Annotated in this window: 13 protein-coding genes and 1 pseudogene; 4 read left to right on the top strand and 10 right to left on the bottom strand. The window is 72.9% G+C overall.

Annotated features, from left to right (window positions below; translation table 11 throughout):
• Positions 1-350: 350 nt before the first annotated feature.
• The 3 genes from ACWDRW_RS26980 to ACWDRW_RS26990 all read right to left on the bottom strand — a co-directional run bounded on the left by ACWDRW_RS26980 (position 351) and on the right by ACWDRW_RS26990 (position 3,887).
• Positions 351-2,042 carry a hypothetical protein gene (locus tag ACWDRW_RS26980; RefSeq protein ID WP_451726702.1) on the bottom strand — a complete coding sequence of 564 codons (1,692 nt, stop codon included), beginning with the start codon at positions 2,040-2,042 and terminating at the stop codon, positions 351-353.
• 64 nt (positions 2,043-2,106) lie between these two features.
• Positions 2,107-3,312, bottom strand: a complete 1,206-nt coding sequence (locus tag ACWDRW_RS26985) for an MFS transporter (protein ID WP_451726704.1) — start codon at positions 3,310-3,312, stop codon at positions 2,107-2,109.
• A complete protein-coding gene (locus tag ACWDRW_RS26990) occupies positions 3,309-3,887 on the bottom strand; it encodes a helix-turn-helix domain-containing protein (protein WP_451726903.1) in 579 nt (192 codons plus the stop codon). The genes ACWDRW_RS26985 and ACWDRW_RS26990 overlap by 4 nt, the downstream gene beginning before the upstream one ends.
• A gap of 7 nt (positions 3,888-3,894) precedes the next feature.
• On the opposite strand from ACWDRW_RS26990, the gene ACWDRW_RS26995 reads away from it, so the two are divergent.
• The gene (locus ACWDRW_RS26995) at positions 3,895-4,413 is read left to right on the top strand and encodes an N-acetyltransferase family protein (protein WP_451726706.1); all 519 of its coding nucleotides are present in this window, start codon (positions 3,895-3,897) and stop codon (positions 4,411-4,413) included.
• Positions 4,414-4,470: 57 nt separating this feature from the next.
• A complete protein-coding gene (locus ACWDRW_RS27000; protein WP_451726708.1) occupies positions 4,471-4,989 on the top strand; it encodes an SMI1/KNR4 family protein in 519 nt (172 codons plus the stop codon).
• Between the two features lie 43 nt (positions 4,990-5,032).
• Here ACWDRW_RS27000 and ACWDRW_RS27005 read toward each other — a convergent pair whose 3' ends face one another.
• From ACWDRW_RS27005 to pgm, 6 genes and pseudogenes are all read right to left on the bottom strand, one after another.
• Positions 5,033-5,803, bottom strand: a complete 771-nt coding sequence (locus ACWDRW_RS27005) for a class I SAM-dependent methyltransferase (RefSeq protein WP_451726710.1) — start codon at positions 5,801-5,803, stop codon at positions 5,033-5,035.
• A 12-nt stretch (positions 5,804-5,815) separates the two neighbouring features.
• A complete protein-coding gene (locus ACWDRW_RS27010) occupies positions 5,816-8,290 on the bottom strand; it encodes a tetratricopeptide repeat protein (RefSeq protein WP_451726712.1) in 2,475 nt (824 codons plus the stop codon).
• Positions 8,283-8,654 (bottom strand): STAS domain-containing protein, encoded by a 372-nt coding sequence (locus ACWDRW_RS27015; protein WP_451726906.1) that lies wholly within the window; start codon positions 8,652-8,654, stop codon positions 8,283-8,285. Before ACWDRW_RS27015 ends, ACWDRW_RS27010 begins: the two co-directional genes overlap by 8 nt.
• Positions 8,655-8,747: 93 nt before the next feature.
• Positions 8,748-9,089: pseudogene (locus ACWDRW_RS27020) on the bottom strand (STAS domain-containing protein); the annotation flags it as partial.
• 17 nt (positions 9,090-9,106) lie between these two features.
• Complete coding sequence (locus ACWDRW_RS27025; RefSeq protein ID WP_451726714.1) at positions 9,107-9,688, bottom strand: hypothetical protein; 582 nt, start codon at positions 9,686-9,688, stop codon at positions 9,107-9,109.
• A 1-nt stretch (position 9,689) separates the two neighbouring features.
• Positions 9,690-11,330: a phosphoglucomutase (alpha-D-glucose-1,6-bisphosphate-dependent) gene (gene pgm / locus ACWDRW_RS27030; protein ID WP_451726716.1), complete on the bottom strand. Its 1,641-nt coding sequence runs from the start codon at positions 11,328-11,330 to the stop codon at positions 9,690-9,692.
• Positions 11,331-11,475: 145 nt separating this feature from the next.
• Here pgm and ACWDRW_RS27035 point away from each other — a divergent pair, with 145 nt between their 5' ends.
• Positions 11,476-12,111, top strand: coding sequence for a class I SAM-dependent methyltransferase (locus ACWDRW_RS27035; protein WP_451726718.1), 636 nt, complete (start codon positions 11,476-11,478; stop codon positions 12,109-12,111).
• Here ACWDRW_RS27035 and ACWDRW_RS27040 read toward each other — a convergent pair.
• The gene (locus ACWDRW_RS27040) at positions 12,108-15,482 is read right to left on the bottom strand and encodes a pyruvate carboxylase (RefSeq protein WP_451726720.1); all 3,375 of its coding nucleotides are present in this window, start codon (positions 15,480-15,482) and stop codon (positions 12,108-12,110) included. The two genes, ACWDRW_RS27035 and ACWDRW_RS27040, sit on opposite strands and share 4 nt — an antisense overlap.
• A 218-nt stretch (positions 15,483-15,700) precedes the next feature.
• Here ACWDRW_RS27040 and ACWDRW_RS27045 point away from each other — a divergent pair, with 218 nt between their 5' ends.
• On the top strand, positions 15,701-16,357 hold the full coding sequence (locus ACWDRW_RS27045) for a hypothetical protein (RefSeq protein ID WP_451726722.1): 657 nt from the start codon (positions 15,701-15,703) through the stop codon (positions 16,355-16,357).
• Positions 16,358-16,381: the final 24 nt, after the last annotated feature.

A 16,381-nucleotide genomic window follows, 5' to 3' on the forward strand; every position in this document is an offset into this window, starting at 1 on the left:
GTGGAGCACCGCGGCGACCTGGGCGGTCCGGCCGGCGGATCTCGGGCCGGTGGGCTCCCGACCGATGAGCCTCGGGCCGGTGCGCCGTAAGCCCGTGGGCCTCCAGCCGATGGGCCTCGGGCGAATGAGCTTCCGGCCGGTGGGGCTCGGACCAGTGGGCTTTCGACCGGTGGGGCTCGGGCCGGTGGGTCTTCAGCCGGGGGAAGTTCGGCCGGTTGAGCTTCGGGATGCTGGCGGCCTTGCGGGGGTGGATGGGCGGCCCTCCTTCGTCCGGGGCGGCGACGGTTTCGCCGGTACGACGTCACCGTGCCACGCCCGGAAGGACCCCGACCATCGGGGACAACACCCATCTAATCGCCCGAGCAGCAGTCCCCCTTCGCGGACTTCTCCGAGTTCTCCGACCTCTCCACGCGGCAGAAGCACGACGACTCGATCGGCACGTCCGCCAACGCGGCCGCGATGCGCAGCTGTTGGGCGATGATGCCCGCCTCCGCGTCCTTGCCCTGCCGCATCAGGCACTCGTGGAGTCCGTGCAGCGCCCACACGTTGCCGGGGTGCTGGCAGGCCCGTGGGAGGGTGCCGTCCAGGCCCAGGTCGGCCCGGTAGACCGCCTCGGCCTCCGGGACCCGGCCCTGTTCCAGCAGGAGGGCGCCGTAGGCGTGCCGGGCGGGCTGCATCCAGCCCCAGGGTTCGTCGTAGGGGAGGTTGTCGTCGAGCTCGATCGAGCGTTCCAGCGCGGCGAAGGCGGCCTCGAACCGGCCCTTGCGGTACTCCAGTTCGCCCTCCCGCATGGCCGCGGCGATGGCGAGGATGTCGGCGCACGTGTTGTTGAACAGCATCCGGGTCTCCGGCACCCGGGTGACCGCCTCCTGGAACAGCCGCTGTTCCGCCTCGGCCTCGGGAACACGGCCCAGGGCGGAGAGGGCGACGCCACGGGCGTAATGGAGCATCGCGGTCGTCATGGAGTACAGCTCGGGGTCGGCGGGCAGCGGCAGTTCGAGGATGTCCGGCCAGCGTCCGAAGCGGATCAGCACGTGGACCCGCATGGCGAGGAACGCCTCCAGCCAGTCGGCCATCGGCGGGCTCTCCACCCGCAGCAGGTCCTCCGGTACCGCCGCCTCCAACTGGTCGGCGGTCTCCAGCGCGACCCGCGACTGGCCGAGGAACATCGCGCCGTAGATCCTGAAGTGGTAGTTGTGCGCGCGGTACAGGGTGTAGAAGTTCATCGCGCCGGAGCGCTCGCGGACCTTCTCGTCGGCGAGGATCGCGATCGTGTTGTCCGAGACCACCCGCCGGTAGTCCCCGCACAGCACTTCCAGGTGCGAGGGCATGTGGTGCAGGTGCCCGGCGGCGGGCACGAGCCCGCGCAGCCGGTCCGCGGCCGTCAGGGCCACCTCGGGCGTCGGGGACATCTCCATCAGGTGGATGTACATGTGCAGGACGCCCGGGTGCAGCCGGCCCTGCGGGGAGTCGACGACCCGCTCCAGCACCTCCCTCGCCTCCACGGTCCGGGCGCCCTCGGCCGGCTCGCCGGTCCGCAGGTCCCACAGCTGCCAGGGCGTGAGGTTCATCAGCGCGTCGGCGTACAGGGTCGCCAGGTCCGGGTCGTCGGGGGCGAGCCGGTGGACGGCGCGCATGGCGTCGGCGTAGGGCGCGTTCCACACCGAGCAGTCCTCGACGGCCTTCGCCTGCGGGTAGCGGGCGCGCAGGGCGCCGATGAGGGCCTGTTCCACGGGGGTGCAGCCGGCGGCCTTGGCGTGGGCGGCCTCGACGGCGTTGTGGGTGCGCTCGACGGTCCGGACCAGGTCCCGCTCGTCGAAGAACTCCCAGGGTTTGTTGTAGTTCGGGCCGAGCGCGTAGGCGAGCCCCCAGTGGGCCATGGCGCAGTCGGGGTCGGCTGCGGCGGCTCGCTGGAAGCACTCGGCGGCCTCCTCGTGATGGAAGGCGTACGTCCAGGTCAGCCCGCGGTCGAACCAGAGCTGCGCCTCGGGCGATGCGGTGGTCACGGTCCGGCCGTGCGGGCCGAGGTCGTAGTACTCCACGGGTGTCTCCTGACGCCGACTCGTAATCAGGATTCTTCCGGAGTTTCCCGGCCTTGCCCCGGCTCTACCTTTTCTGTCTCACTCGTACGAGGGGTTCGGCGGCGCCTGCCAGGAGTGCCGCCCCGGCCAGCGCGCCCACGGCGACGAGCGTGGTGCCGCGCATGCCGATGCCGTCGACCAGCGGCCCGGCGAGCGCGGTGCCCACGGCACCGACCGCGAAGTACGAGACGAGGTACGTGCCGCTCAGGCTGCCGGAATCGGCGGGGTCGATGCCGATGACGAGGCTCTGGTTGGCGGCCTGGGCGACGAAGCAGCCCGCGTCGAACACGGCGAGCCCCGCGGCGATGGCGAGGACGCTGTCCGGGGCGAGTGCGATGAGCAGCGTGCCGCTCGCGGCGGCGGTGACGGCGGCGGTCATCACGGTGTGCGGGCTGCGACGGTCGACGAGACGTCCGGTGAAGGGCAGTACGGCGAAGCCGAGCAGTCCGGCCAGGCCGAACAGTCCGATGGCGGTGGGGTCGAGGGAGTGCGGCGGCCGGGCGAGGGAAAGGGCGAGGCCGAGCCAGAGCAGGGTGAAGGCGAAGTACCACAGGCCCCCGGTGGCGATCGCGCGCCGGAGCCTCGCCTCGCGCAGGGGGAGGCGGGGCAGCGCGGCGAGGGCGGCGCGGTAGGAGGCGCGGGCGTCGGGCCGGGTGCGGGGCAGCAGCGTCGCGGCCGTACCGGCGCCGAGCAGGGCCAGGGCGGCGCAGACCAGGAGCATCGCGCGCCAGCCGAGGAGGTCGGTGAGGGCACCGCCGACCAGGCGGCTGAGCAGGATGCCCGCGGACAGGCCGGTGGCCACCAGGGCGACGGCGGCTCCGCGTCGGCCGGGCTCGGCCAGGCGTCCCGCGATGACGCTCGCCTGGGCGGCGACCGAGGCGGCGGCGCCGATGAGGAGATGCGCGGCCACCAGCACGGCCGCGTCGGACGCGGTGGCGGCGAGGAGGAGGCCGGCGGCGAGGGCGGTGAAGTGGGCGGCGACCAGGCGGTGGGGGGCGACGCGGTCGGCGAGGGGCAGCAGCAGGGCGAAGCCGGTCATGGAGCCGGCCAGCGCGGCGGACGGGACGAGGCTGATGGCGGAGAGCGGGACGTCCAGGTCGCCGGCGACGACGCTGAGGGCGGGCTGGAGGGTGTAGTTGTCGGCTGTCGCGGTGCCGGCCAGGGCGGCGAGCAGGGCGGTGGTGCCGCGGCGGAGGGGCTGGGTCGCGGCCGGGCCGGGTATCGCGGTCACGGGCGGCTGGTCCGGCTCAGGACTACGGCGTAACGGCACGCGGTGGCACCGGAGTTGACGAAGACGCGCGGGGCGGGATCACCGAGTTCGATGACGTCCCCGGGCCCGAGCTCGTGCACGCTGTCACCGTCGTGGAAGGTGAGGAACCCCTCCTGCACCCAGACGAGCTGGTGGAGGAAGGCGAAGGCGGCCGCGGGGTACGGAACACGCGCCCCGGGCGGCAGATGGATCTCGGCGATCTCGGCGGGGAAGCGCGGCGAGGTGATCTGGCGCCGCCGGTAGCCGGTCTCGGGGTCGGTCCACTCGACGTCGTCGCCCCGCCGCCGTACGCCCTGGGGCCCTTCCTCGACGGGGACCTCCTCGGCCACGGCGAGCAGGGAGGCCACGCTGAGCTGGAAGGCCGCGGACAGTTTGCCCAGCACGACGGCCGTGGGGTTGCTCTCGCCGCGCTCGATCCGGTTGATCATCGCCCGGGACACGCCGGAGGCGTCCGCGAGCTGGGCGAGCGTCCATCGGCGCCGCTCGCGCTCCACCCGGATCCGGGTGGCGATCCGCTCGACCAGAGGATCTATCATATTGGACATGATTCCAATATACGAGACGCGAGGAGGCGTGACGGTCCGCGCGGCCCGGCCGGAGGACACCGAGGCCGTGGTGGCGATCCGCAACCACGCCGTCGAGCACTCGACCGCGCTGTGGACCCAGGTGCCGCACTCCCCCGCCGAGGGCCGGGCCTGGTTCGCCGACCATCTCGACCGGCGCTCGGCGCTGGTGGCGGAGGTGGCGGGAGAGATCGCGGGCTTCGCGGCGTACGCGCCGTGGCGGGCCCTGGAGGGCTACCGCCACACCGTCGAGGACTCCGTCTACGTCCGCGACGAGCACCACGGTCTCGGCATCGGCGGCGCCCTGCTCACCGCGCTGATCGAGTCGGCCCGCGCCACCGGGCAGCACAGCATGATCGCCGGCATCGAGTCGGGGAACACCGCGTCGGTGCGGCTGCACGAGCGTCGGGGCTTCGAGCACGTCGGCAGGGTCCGGGAGGCCGGGACCAAGTTCGGCCGCTGGTTCGATCTGACGCTGATGCAGCTACGGCTCGGCTGAGCCCGTTGTCAGTGGCGCCCCGTAGTCTTCGGCGCGGTACTCGGCGATGGGGGAAGCATGGCGACGCTCGACGACATCACGGCACTGCTGGGTGAGCCCCGGTTCAACTGGTCCGATCCGGAGCCCTGGGTCCGGTTGGAGGAGGATCTCGGAGTGTCGTTCCCTTCCGACTTCCGGGCCGTCACCGACGCCTACGGTCCCGTGCTGATCAACAAGCAGGTGTACCTGGACCACCCGGGCCATCCGGTCAGGAACCTGCGAGGCCACATCAAGGAACAGCTCGACTTCTATCGCGAAGAGGGTTCGGCGGATTTCCTGACCAGCGCACCGGGTTCCGGTCCCGGAGAACTGCTGCCGGTCGCGACGACCTCGACCGCGGAGGACATCTTCCTGCGCATACCCGACGAGCCTTCCGGGCCCTGGGCCGTGGGCGTGCAGGAGTGGGACAGCTTCGGCTTCGTGCTCCACGAGATGGCGTTCGGCGACTGGCTGCTGGCGTATCTCAGGGGCGAGGACATGACCGTCCACGCTCACCACCTCGCCCCCGACGGGCCGTTCTTCGAGCCGCTGGTCTGAGCCGTGGGGTGGCCCTGGCGTCGGGGCCCGTGAGGCGACTCGGTCACGGATCAGAGTGCGGCCTGGACTCGAGATCGGTCACGAGCAGTCGATATCCGACGTCGATCGCGTCGAGGGTCAGCAAGTCTTGGTGCCGGGCATGCCAGCGTCCGGTCATCAGGTCCTCGGCGAGGCGGGCCAGTCCCGGTGCGAGTACGGTCTCGCCGGTCTGGGCCAGCAGGGAGATTCCCGCGCGTACCCGCGGGTCCAGGTAGGCGTCGGGGCGGCGCCAGTACGCGGCGGCGAACCCGTCGGCGCAGTTGTGGGGGACGCGGACGGGTTCCGTGCGTCCGCCGCCGAGCAGGTCGATCAGCTCGTCGGTCGGGACGGCGCGGGTGTCGTCGAAGTCGGCCGCCTCCGGAAGGTAGTCCCGCACGAGCCAGAACCGCTCACGGAAGAGGCGCTGATCCCAGGTCAGGACGATGACGCGGCGGCGGGCGACCCTGCGCAGTTCCCTGATCCCGGCCCGCACGTCGCTCCAGTGGTGGACGGTGAGCAGCGCCATGACGGCGTCGGCGGCGTCGTCCGGGACGGGGAGGTGCTCGGCGACCCCCTGCACGGCAGGGGCGGCCCCCGACGGCCGCTGGGAGATCATGACCCGGCTGGGCTCGACCGCGAGAACCGTCCGCGCCGGTTCGTAGGAGCCCGTCCCCGCACCGACGTTGATCACATCCGCGGCGTCCCCGAGTGCGGCGTGGATCTGCGCGGCGATCCGGGGATCGGCCTGCCGAGTGCGGCCGTACTGGGCACCGAGCGCGTCGTAGGTGGCGGCCATGCCAGTCTCCTCTCAGTCCTGCGGCGGAAGTCCTTCCCTGCGCAGCCGCTCCACCATCTGCGCCGATGCCGGGCGCGGCGCCTTGGCGGCCAGGGCCGACAGGAGGCCTTCCCACGCGTCGGGGAGCCCGGCGTCCACGGCGGAGCGGTAGGCGGTGCAAGCGTCGGCCGTACGGCCCTGCTCCAGGCAGAGGGCGCCCAGCGCGGCGTACGCCTCCGTGTCACCGGCCTCGCAGCCGCGGAGGTAGGCGCGTTCGGCGGCGGCCACGTCACCACGTGCCTCTCGTACGCGCCCCAGGGCCGTCCACGCGTCGTAGGCACCCAGGGCGCTCGCCCTGAGCACCGCGCGCCGGGAACCGTCCCGGTCGTCGGCCCGTTCCCGCATCCGGGACAGCGCGGCCCAGGCCGCCGGGGAGCCACGGTCGGCGGCGAGGTCGGCGGCGGTCTCCGCGCCTTCGGTGTCCCCGGCGCGTTCCCGGGCGCGGGCCAGGTTGATCCATGCCTCGACGTCGCCCGCACGAGCGGCCTCCGTCGCGGCATGCGCGGCGCCGGTGTCGTCGCCGCGTTCCTGACGGGCTTCGGCCAGGGCGGTCCATGCTTCGGGGTCCCCGGTGCGCACGGCCTGTGCGGCGGCTTCCTCGGCGGCGCGGAGGTCGCCCTCCGACTCGGCGAGCAGGGCGAGTTCGCGCCAGGCGGCCCCCACCCCGAGGGCGGCGGCCTCGCGGTGCGCGGCGGCGGCCCCGGACAAGTCGCCTTCGGAGTACCGCAGTTGAGCCAGCAGGGACCAGCCCTCGGGGTTCCCGGCAGCCGCGCCGGCGGTGGCCGCGGTCACGGCGGACGCGGGGTCGCCGAGCGCCCAGTGCAGTCGTACGAGAAGCGCCCAGGCGGCGGTGACGCCCGCCGCGGCCGCCCGACCGGCGTGCTCCACCGCTTCCGGGATCTCGCCGCCGCGCTCGGCGACCTGCGCGAGCCCCATGTGCCCCCACCCGTCGCCGACGCTGACGGCCTGCTCGAACGCCTTGGCCGCGGCGGGGCCGTGGGCCGCGCGCATCCGGCCGAGCGTGCGCCAGGCGAGCGGCTGCCCGGCATGGGCGGCCAGGGCCGCGACGGCGTCGGCGGCGGTCGGATCGCCCTCCTCTTCACGGATCCGGGCCATGGCCGACCAGGCCCAGGCGTCTCCGGCCTCCGACGCACGCAGGTAGGCGTCGTAGGCGGCTTGCCTGTCCCCGAGGTTCTCCCTGGACACGGCGAGCGCGGCCCACGCGCCGGGGTCCGTGGCGGCGGTCTCCTCGGCGGCGGCGGGACCGTCGGTGGTCTCGCGCAGGACGGCCCAGGCGGTACGCGCGCGACTGTGGCCCTGCCGCACGGCGTTCTCGTACAGCGCCGCGGCGCAGGAGTATCGACGGCGCTGTTCGGCGGCGCGACCGAAGGCGTAGAGGTCATCGGGGGTACGGGCCCAGGCGGCGCCGGTCCAGAACTCGGCGGGCGGTGCGCGATGCGCCCGGACGCGGCGGATGTGCTGTTCCACGTAGTCGTCCGGGCGGTAGCTGTCGGGGTCGCCGACGCCGGGGCCGTGCCGTTCCGCGATCAGCGGTGCCGGGCCGCGTCCGGGGGCGGTCAACGCGCTGACGGCGGCGGGGAACCACTCCTTGCCGGCGGTGGCTCGGGCGCCGGAGTCCATGAACCCGACGGCGGCCTCCATCAGCAGCCGTGCCGGTACGGCGCCGGCATGGCCGAGCCGGCGTGCTTCGACGGCCGCGGTAAGGACGGCATGCTCGGGCGCCGTGAACCACTGATCGGGTCCCATGTCCCAGCGGCGCACCAACTCGGGTCCGCCGGTGAGGTGTTGGAGGACGCGGTCGGTGGCGCCTGCAGCCCGCACCGCGGCCGCGATACGCGGATCCCGGGCTGCCGCAGCCGCTACGGCGGGGGAGTCTCCCGGCAGCGTGTCGGGCACCGTGACAGTCGGGTGCCGCCCCGTCAACAGCGCCCAGGCGTGCGGGGCTTCGTCACGGCTCTCCGCGAACCGCCGCAAGTGCTCGGGCCACATGGTGCCCACCACGGCGAGCGGCGCCACCTTGTCGAGCAGCCGCCCGATCTGCCGGGCGGCGCCCTCGCCCGTCGCACCGCTCAGATAACGCTGCGCTTCGTCGAGCCACAGCACGGTTCGGGGCCCGACGTCCTCCGCGATCAACTCGTCCGCGTCAACGGGGTGCAGCACGGGCCAGTCAGGCAGCACAGCCGCCACGGCTTCATAGACCGCACGCGTCTTGCCACTTGAGGAACGACCCACAAGCAGGACGAACACGGCGTCGTTCGTCGCCGCGGCACGGGTCAGCCGCTGTCGCAGGGTCTCGTCGTGCGGGCGAGGCAGGTAGTCCGGCAACATCAGGTCGACGGAACCGTCCGGGCCCGGAGCGGGGTGAACTCCGAGGCGTACGGCACCCCATTGGGCGGCGGTGCGCGTACCGGTCTCACCGTCAGGCATGTTCCCTGGCCTTCCGGCCGAGGTGCTCCACTGCGCGGTCCGCCGTGGCGAACGTGGGAAAGATCTTGATGAATCCAGTGATCCGCAACTGCTTGTGAATTCTCTCGCTCGACACGACCAGCGCCACCGCGCCGTTGTGTGCGCGAACGCGTCTGTCAGCGCCCAGCAGCACCCCCATTCCTGTCGAATCGAGCCATTCGATCGCCGTCAGATCCAGAACCAGGAACCGCCTTCCGTGGTTCACCAGGTCGACCAGCAGCTTGCGCGCGTCCGGAGTGGTGTACACGTCCATCTCGCCCACGAGTCTGACCAGGGTGACGTCCTCGGTGACGTGCTCATAGGAATGCCCGCCCGCAGCTTTGATACGGTTCGCACGCTCCGCCAGGGCCGCGCGACGGTCTTCGGCACTCGTCTCGGCATAGTCGGCGACAAGTTGCTCGACGGCGCCGGAAACGGTCTCGTGGACACGGAGGACTGGGTCCAGCCGTGTTTCGGCCAGGATCTGCCGTGTTTGCGGACAGCCGACAACCATAACGAGACTGCCGCCCTGGCAGTGCACCCGTTTCAGGGCACCGAGCACCACACGCAGGCCCGCCTTTCCGATGGCGTCCAAGGCGCTCAGATCGACGACCAGAACCACCCGCCCGGCGTCGCTGATCTCCCTCAGTACGGAACGCAGCTGCGAGGCTGAGTCGGCGTCCAATACGCCGCCGGGTCCGTCGCCCGCGACCCGCACAACGGTGACGTCCTCGGCTCGGCCCTCGTACGACACCTGCAGCTGCACCGGATCCCCCATCATTTCGGGCACTGTGGATCTTATCCGCCCGACGCGGACGGGACCGGAGTGAGCGCCCTACGCGCCGCGTTCAAGAACTCCTCCTGCGCGGTGGCATACCCGCTGCCGGGACTCACCGCGGCGAGTGTGCCGCGCAGAGTCTCCGCCGCCGCAGTCACAGCCTCCGGCCCCTCCAGCCGTACGACGTTCAGCGCCTCCCCCACCGCCGCCATCGCCACGTCGTGCTCCCGCCTGCTCGCCGCCTCGTCCCCGGTGCCGATGGCGTTCTGCCAAGCCGTGAGGGCCACATGGGCGCTGTCGGTCCGGCTGAGGTACGTGACATACGCCGCCCGACGCACTGCCCGCTGATTCGCCAGCGTCTGTTCGGTCAACGTTCGGCGGGCCACGTCGAGTTGGGCCGTCGCCTGGAGTTGGCCCGCGTCCCAGGCGGCGGCCGCCTGTTGGCGGCCCGCCTCCCACGCGGCCGCGGCCTGCCGCTCGCCCGCCGCCCACGCGGCCTCCGCCTGGCGCTTGGCGGCGGCGAAGGTGAACACCCCCGTCAACGCCCCGCCACCGATCGCGGCCCCCGCCGCGATCAGTGCCGAGACGACCGCGTCGTCCACGTCAGCCGCCCAGTGCCCCGAGCACCACCGACCGGGCCTCCTCCTGCACCCGGGCCAGATGGTCCGCCCCGAGGAAGGACTCCCCGTAGATCTTGTACACGTCCTCCGTGCCCGAAGGCCGCGCCGCGAACCAGGCGTTGGCCGTGGACACCTTGATGCCGCCGAGGGCCGCGCCGTTGCCCGGTGCTTCCGTCAGTACCGACGTCACCGGTTCCCCGGCGAGCGTGTCGGCCGTGACCTGTCGCGGGGACAGCTTCGCGAGGAGGGCCTTCTCCTCGCGGGACGCCGGGGCGTCGACGCGGGCGTACGCCGGGGCGCCGAACCGGTCCGTCAACCCCGCGTAGTGCTGGGACGGCGTCCTGCCCGTCACCGCCGTGATCTCGGAGGCGAGCAGCGCCAGGATGATGCCGTCCTTGTCCGTCGTCCACACCGAGCCGTCCCGGCGCAGGAAGGACGCGCCCGCCGACTCCTCGCCCCCGAAGCCGAGCGTGCCGTCGGACAGGCCGTCCACGAACCACTTGAAGCCGACCGGGACCTCGACCAGCCGTCGGTCCACGTCCGCCGCCACCCGGTCGATCATGCTGGACGAGACCAGGGTCTTACCGACCCCCGCGCCCGCCGGCCAGTCCCTCCGGTGGGAGAACAGGTACGAAATCGCCACCGCCAGGTAGTGGTTGGGGTTCATCAGGCCCCCGTCCGGCGTGACGATGCCGTGGCGGTCGGCGTCGGCGTCGTTGCCCGTCGCGATGTCGAAGCGGTCGCGCTGTTCGATCAGCGAGGCCATGGCGTACGGCGAGGAGCAGTCCATGCGGATCTTGCCGTCCCAGTCCAGCGTCATGAAGCGCCAGGTGGGGTCGGTGAGCGGGTTCACCACCGTCAGGTCCAGGCCGTGCTCCTCGGCGATCCGGCCCCAGTACGCCACCGAGGCACCGCCCAGCGGGTCCGCGCCGATGCGCACTCCGGCGGACCGGATCGCCGCCAGGTCCAGGACCTGCGGCAGGTCGGCCACGTACGTGCCGAGGAAGTCGTAGCGGCCGGTGCCGGGAGCCGTCAGGGCGCGGGAGTACGGGATCCGGCGTACGTCCTTCATGCCGCCCGTGATGATCTCGTTGGCGCGGTCCTGGATCCAGGACGTCGCCTCGGAGCCGGCCGGGCCGCCGCTCGGCGGGTTGTACTTGAAGCCGCCGTCGGCGGGCGGGTTGTGCGAGGGGGTGACCACCACACCGTCGGCCAGGCCCGAGGCGCGGCCGCGGTTATGGGTGAGGATGGCGTGCGAGACCGCCGGAGTCGGCGTGTAACCGTCCGCCTCGTCGATCAGGACGGTCACTCCGTTGGCCGCGAACACCTCCAGGGCCGTGACCCTGGCCGGCTCCGACAGCGCGTGGGTGTCCGCGCCGAGGAACAGGGGGCCGTCGGTGCCCTGGGCGGTGCGGTACTCGCAGATGGCCTGGCTGGTGGCCGCGATGTGGTCCTCGTTGAAGGCCGCCGCCAGCGCCGAGCCGCGGTGGCCCGAGGTGCCGAACGCCACCCGCTGCCCGGGCTCGGCCGGGTCGGGGTGCAGCGCGTAGTACGCCGTGACCAGGCGGGCCACATCGATGAGGTCCTCGGGCCCGGCGACCTGACCCGCTCGCTCGTGCTGCATCTCCCGGCTCCTCCGCAAGGTTCGACCGTCGGTTGGGTCCTCATTCTCCCCTGCCCGGGGCACGCGGACGCGCACCGGGCCGTCGTTGTGGCCCGCGTCCACCGGGTGCGACGATGCGGGCCGACGAGCGAAAGGGAGACCAGCCGTGACGCACGAGGACCAACGTCCGCCCGCCGCCGCCCTGTTCGACGTGCTGGGCGCCGACTACGAGAAGGCGTTCGCGCACGCCCCCGCGCATCTGGCCGCTCTGGAGTGGCTGAGCGAGCGGTTGCCGCCGGCCGCGCGGACGCTGGACGTGGGCAGCGGAACCGGTCGGCCCACCGCGGCGCTGCTCACCGCGGCCGGGCACTCGGTGCTGGGCGTAGACGTCTCCCCCGTCATGGTGGAACTCGCCGCCCGCCAGGTCCCCGAGGCCGAGTTCCGCCACGCCGACATCCGCGAACTGCCCCTGGACGAGGACCGTTTCGACGGCATCTGCGTGTTCTTCTCGCTGCTCCAGATGACCCGCGCCGAACAGTCGAGCCTCATGCGGCGGCTCGCTCTGGCCCTCAAGCCCGGCGGGCACCTCGTCCTGGCCACCGTGCCGGCCGACGTGGAGGACGTCGAGGTCGTCTTCATGGGCCGCCCGGTCCGCGCGACCAGCTTCGCCGAGGACGACCTCACGTACATGGTGGAGGCGGCGGGGCTGACGGTGCTGTCGCGGAACAGCACCGTCTTCACTCCGGACCACCCCGGAGCGGGGCCTGAGCCCCACCTGTTCCTGTACTGCCGTCGGGACTAGGCGATCTCCACCAGCAGGTCGCCGCCCTCGACCTGCTGGATACGGTTCACGGCGAGCCGCGAGACCGTGCCGTCCTTGGCGGCCGTGATCGACGCCTCCATCTTCATCGCCTCGATCGTCGCCACCGTCGCCCCGGCCGCCACCTGGTCGCCCTCGGCGACGGCGAGGGTCACCACGCCCGCGAACGGGGCAGCCACATGGCCGGGGTTGGCGCGGTCGGCCTTCTCGGTGGCCGGGATGTCCGAGGCCACCGACCGGTCGCGGACCTGGATGGGCCGCAACTGGCCGTTCAGCGAGGACATCACGGTCCGCATGCCGCGCTCGTCGGCCTCGCCGACGGCCTGGAGCTCGATCAGCAGCCGCACCCCGGGTTCGAGGTCGATGGCGTACTCCTTGGCCTGGCGCAGGCCGTAGAAGAAGTCCTTGCTGTCCAGGACGCTGGTGTCGCCGTAGCTCTGGCGGTGTGCCTCGAACTCTCGGGTGGGGCCGGGGAAGAGCAGCCTGTTGAGGGTGGCCCGGCGGTCCTTGACCAGCGCCCCCCGGTCGTCGGCTGACAGTTCCGCGGTCGGCTTGGCCTCGGCCCGGCCGCGCAGCGCCTTCGTACGGAAGGGCTCGGGCCAGCCGCCGGGAGGGGTGCCGAGTTCGCCGCGGAGGAAGCCGATGACGGAGTCGGGGATGTCGAAGCGGTCCGGCTCGGCCTCGAAGTCGGCCGGGGACACGCCCGCGCCCACCAGGTGGAGCGCCAGGTCGCCGACGACCTTCGACGACGGGGTGACCTTCACCAGTCGGCCCAGCATGCGGTCGGCGGCGGCGTACATGGCCTCGATGTCCTCGAAGCGGTCGCCGAGACCGAGCGCGATGGCCTGGGTGCGCAGGTTGGACAGCTGTCCGCCGGGGATCTCGTGGTGGTAGACGCGCCCGGTCGGCGCGGGCAGGCCGGCCTCGAAGGGGGCGTAGACCTTGCGGACGCTCTCCCAGTACGGCTCCAGGTCGCCGATTGCCTGGATGTCGAGGCCGGTCGGGCGGGCGGAGTGGTCGGTGGCGGCGACGATCGCGGACAGGGACGGCTGCGAGGTGCTGCCCGCCATGGACGCCACGGCTCCGTCGACGGCGTCCGCGCCGGCCTGGACGGCGGCGAGGTAGGTGGCGAGCTGGCCGCCCGCGGTGTCGTGGGTGTGCAGGTGCACCGGCAGGTCGAACTCCCTGCGCAGCGCCGATACGAGGGTGGCGGCGGCCGGGGCCCGCAGCAGTCCGGCCATGTCCTTGACGGCCAGGACGTGGGCGCCCGCTTCGACGATCTGCTCCGCGAGGCGCAGGTAGTAGTCGAGGGTGTAGAGCCGCTCGTTCGGGTCGGACAGGTCGGAGGTGTAGCAGAGGGCGACCTCGGCGACGGCGGTCCCGGTCTGGCGTACGGCGTCGATGGCGGGACGCATCTGGTCGACGTCGTTGAGGGCGTCGAAGATGCGGAAGATGTCGATGCCGGTGGCCGCTGCCTCCTGCACGAAGGCGTCGGTGACCTCGGTCGGGTACGGGGTGTAGCCGACGGTGTTGCGGCCGCGCAGCAGCATCTGCAGGCAGATGTTGGGCACCGCCTCGCGCAGGGCGGCCAGCCGCTCCCAGGGGTCCTCGGCGAGGAACCGCAGGGCGACGTCGTAGGTCGCGCCGCCCCAGCACTCCAGGGAGAGCAGCTCGGGCAGGGTGCGGGCGACGACCGGGGCGACGGCGAGCATGTCCTTCGTGCGGACCCGGGTGGCGAGCAGTGACTGGTGGGCGTCGCGGAACGTGGTGTCGGTGACGCCGATGGTGGGTGCCTCGCGCAGGGCGCGGGCGAAGCCCTCGGGGCCGAGCTCGACGAGCCGCTGCCGGGAGCCCGCCGGAGGCAGCCCCTCTGGTACCGGGGGCAGCTTGCCCATCGGGTCGGCCAGATCGGGCCGTTCGCCGTGCGGCCGGTTGACGGTGACGTCGGCCAGGTAGGTCAGCAGCTTGGTGCCGCGGTCCGCGGAGTGGCGGGCGGTGAGCAGATGCGGGCGCTGCTCGATGAAGGAGGTGGTGACCCGGCCCGCCTGGAAGTCCGGGTCGTCCAGGACCGCCTGCAGGAAGGGGATGTTGGTGGCGACACCGCGGATGCGGAACTCGGCGACGGCACGCCGGGCCCGGCCCACCGCGGCGGCGAAGTCCCGCCCCCGGCAGGTCAGCTTGACCAGCATGGAGTCGAAGTGGGCGCTGATCTCGGTGCCGGCGTGGGTGGTGCCGCCGTCCAGCCGGATGCCGGAGCCACCCGGTGAGCGGTAGGCGCTGATCCGGCCGGTGTCGGGGCGGAAGCCGTTGGCGGGGTCCTCGGTGGTGATACGGCACTGCAGGGCCGCGCCGCGCAGGGTGACCGTCTCCTGGGCGAGCCCGAGGTCGGCGAGGCTCTCACCGGCGGCGATGCGCAGCTGGGCCTGGACGAGGTCGACGTCGGTGACCTCCTCGGTGACCGTGTGCTCGACCTGGATGCGCGGGTTCATCTCGATGAAGACGTGGTTGCCCTCGCGGTCGAGGAGGAACTCCACGGTGCCCGCGTTGCGGTAGCCGATCTGCCGGGCGAAGCGGACGGCGTCGGCGCAGATGCGGTCGCGCAGGGCGGGGTCGAGGTTGGGGGCGGGGGCGAGCTCGATCACCTTCTGGTGGCGGCGCTGCACCGAGCAGTCCCGCTCGAAGAGGTGGATGACGTTGCCGTCGCCGTCGGCGAGGATCTGCACCTCGATGTGCCGGGGCTCGACGACGGCCTTCTCCAGGAAGACGGTCGGGTCGCCGAAGGCGGAGGCGGCCTCGCGGGAGGCGGCCTCGATCGACTCCCGCAGCTGGGCGGGGTCCTCGACACGCCGCATCCCGCGGCCGCCGCCGCCCGCGACGGCCTTGACGAACACGGGGAAGCCGATGTCGTCGGCGGCGCGGACGAGTTCGTCGACGTCGTTGGAGGGCGCGGAGGAACCGAGCACGGGCACGCCGGCCTCGCGGGCGGCGGCCACCGCGCGGGCCTTGTTGCCGGTCAGCTCCAGGATGTCGGCGCCGGGGCCGACGAAGGTGATGCCCGCTGCCTCGCAGGCACGGGCCAGTTCGGGGTTCTCGGAGAGGAATCCATAACCGGGGTAGACGGCGTCCGCGCCCGCGCGCTGGGCCGCGGCGACGATCTCGTCGACGGACAGATAGGCGCGCACCGGGTGCCCGGGCTCGCCGATCTCGTATGCCTCGTCGGCCTTCAGCCGGTGCAATGAGTTGCGGTCCTCGTGCGGGAAGACGGCGACGGTGCGCGCGCCCAGCTCATAGCCCGCACGAAACGCCCGAATCGCGATCTCGCCACGGTTGGCGACCAGCACCTTGCGGAACATTCGTGATCCCTTCGCCTGCCGGTGAGAGCCCCCATGGTGTCGGCCGCACCCCGCCCACGCCATGTGAACCTGGCCACGGCCGGGCCTAACACACGTCCACTTCACTCTGGCGGCCCGGCCTCGGGCGCGTCTGGGGCCCGGCCGCCTCGAACCCCCGGCACCGACTTTGCGGGAGCCGCCTGCCGTCCGGGCCGGTCATGACCCATGATGGGCGGGCCATGAACCAGCCCAGCAGCCCCTGTCCCCCGTCGCGGCCCGCGCCGCTGCGCGTGACGCGGGCCGGGGTGTTCACGGTGGCCGGGACCGCGCTCGGGGTGAGCGCGCACCAGCTGGCCGCCGACGGCGCGGTGCCGTGGCGGCAGGCGGCCGCGGCCGCCGTCGTTCTCTTCGGCGTCGCGCTCGCCGGTGCGCGCCGTCCGCGCTCGCTCGGCGCGGTGGTCGGCACGTGCGGCGTCGCGCAGACGGCGCTGCACCTGTGGCTGTCGGCCGCGCACGCGCACCGTGCCGGACCGGTCGCGGCCGGACACACCCACCACGGCGCGGCGGCCGGCCGCCCCTGGCACGAGCAGGTGCACGTCTCCCCCGCGATGACCGCCGCGCACGCGGTCGCCGCCCTCCTGGTCGCCGTGCTCCTGCACCGCGCGGACGCGGCCTGCTGGACGCTGGCCCGCGGTGTGACCTCGGCGGTGGACGCCGTACGGGTGCGGATCGCCACGGCGGGGGCGCTGGGCTCGGAGCGCACGGCCCCCCTCACGGCCGTAGGACCGGCACCGGTCCTGGCGCGGACCGGACCGCCGCCTCGGAAGACGGCGGTGCTCGCGGACGTGGTGGTACGGCGGGGTCCTCCCCGGTGCGGAGTCGCACCCACCAACTGACCGCACCGGAGCGGCGGCTGGTCC

Source organism: Streptomyces sp. NPDC003635, assembly GCF_053587635.1.